We start from the raw sequence: 1,845 nt of genomic DNA, 5'->3' as shown, positions 1-1,845 counted from the left end.
GGGTCTGGCCAAAACCATGAACTATCCTCGGATGAGCACCGGTGGCGGTGTGCGGCAGGATGCGTGGCCTTCAAACGGGTCCGTTCCCGGCGCCGACCTGCCAATCATGCAAAAGCAGCTGCTCGACCTGTTCAACGTTGAGTACGGCATCATGGTTCAGCCCATGGAGCTAAGCTCCGAACGCAACGTCGAATTCGGCTCTGCGTTGGCGTCAGCTGCCAATGAGTGGCAGGTTTCGCGTTGGTGCGATCCTGACCCAAGGTTGAAGGCGTCCGTTCAAATCAATGTGGAAGACGAGAAATCTGCGATAGCCGAAATCGAGAAGTGGGCGGGCGACCGACGTTTCGTGCAGGTGCAATTCCCGCAGCGTGGAACCGAGCCTTTGGGTCGCAGACGATATTGGCAGATCATGGAGGCTTGTGTCGCCAATGGATTCCCAATCGCGGTTCACATCGGCGGAATAGGCGGACACCCATCTACTGCCGGCGGATGGCCATCCTATTATCATGAGGAGCACCCCGCCTACGTGCAGGGAATGCAGAACATGGTGATCAGTCTGGTGTGCGAGGGCGTAATGGCCCAGATTCCAAATCTCAGGGTCGTTCTGCTGGAGTCAGGATTCGGTTGGCTGCCATCATTGTGCTGGCGCATGGATACTGCCTGGAAGCGCCTGCACTCGGAAGTGCCACTCCTGCGTCAAAAGCCCTCCGAGTATGTGCGCGAGAGGATTTGGCTTACTACCCAACCAGTCGATGAACCTGAGCGCCCTCAAGATCTTCTGTCCACGATCGAATGGATAGGGGCAGATCGGTTGATGTTCTCAACGGATTATCCGCACTGGGACCAGGACGATCCGCGCTATGCGTTCAAGGTGGCACTGCCGGAACAGTGGCGGCGCAAAATCTTTCATGACAACGCGCGCGCCTTGTATGGGTTGAGCCAATCATGAGCCGTCATGTCGTTGCAACTGTTGACGAAATCGAACCGGGTAAGTGCAAGATCGTGACCGTCAAGGGGCGGCAGATTGGCGTCTTCCGCATCAAGGATGAGTTTTTCGCCCTCATAAACCGTTGTCCACACCAAGGTGCAGCTCTGTGCGAAGGCGACCTGGTCGGCAGAGTGGAATCACCTGGTCCCGGCGAGTACAAACTGGCCCGCCAGGGAGAGATGGTTCGCTGTCCTTGGCACGGGTGGGAGTTTGACATCCGTACAGGTCAATCGTGGTGTGATCCGGACAGCGTCCGGGCGCGAACCTTTGCGGTTGAAGTCGAGCCGGGAGAGGTTTTGGCCAAGGGGCCGTTTCAGGCAGAAACCGTCGCGGTTAATGTTGACGGCAACTATGTCGTGATCACCGTGTGAACTGCTGAAAGAGGGTAGACCGACTTCGCCACCTCACACCATCGGGATCGGTTTCACGCCAATTTTTGATCGGGTAGCGAGGCACTTATCGTATCCGTCGGACCGATCCTGCAGCCGAAGTCCGACGCCAAATTGGCTCCTCAGAATGGCCGCGAGGCACGTTCTAGGAAGCATCAATTTCCAAGAGGTTTTGCGACGGCGAATGCACCTGGCAGGTTGTGCAGAGGATCTTCGAAGCAAGAGCACCGTTCAGTACGCGCATTGTTGCAAATCGTGACATTTGTGCATCAAACGTTTCATTCAAACCGGTTTTTTGGCGGATGAGCGTCGGCTGAGTGCGCCACTATCCACGGAAACAGACCAAAAAAAGCTGAGGCGATGTAATGAAAATACTGGTGGGATGGCATGCGACAGAGGACGAGTTGGCTCGTTTTCGGGACGCAGTGCCGGGCGCTACCGTTGTTGCCCCCAAGCCTGAACCTTACC

2 protein-coding genes are annotated in these 1,845 nt (G+C 56.4%); both read left to right on the top strand.

Features of this window, described 5'->3' with window-relative positions; translation table 11 throughout:
• The coding region (locus EOA60_RS31205) for an amidohydrolase family protein (RefSeq protein ID WP_164899705.1) at positions 1 to 949 on the top strand (949 nt) is incomplete at its 5' end.
• Positions 946 to 1,359 carry a Rieske (2Fe-2S) protein gene (locus EOA60_RS31200; RefSeq protein WP_127335779.1) on the top strand — a complete coding sequence of 138 codons (414 nt, stop codon included), beginning with the start codon at positions 946 to 948 and terminating at the stop codon, positions 1,357 to 1,359. The genes EOA60_RS31205 and EOA60_RS31200, both read left to right, overlap by 4 nt.
• The last annotated feature ends 486 nt before the right edge of the window (positions 1,360 to 1,845 follow it).

The sequence above is a fragment of the Mesorhizobium sp. M1A.F.Ca.IN.020.06.1.1 genome (genome assembly GCF_004023265.1).
Lineage (GTDB): Bacteria > Pseudomonadota > Alphaproteobacteria > Rhizobiales > Rhizobiaceae > Mesorhizobium.
The sequence above is the reverse complement of the archived record's forward strand: the minus strand, read 5'-3'. Positions and strand labels throughout refer to the sequence as shown.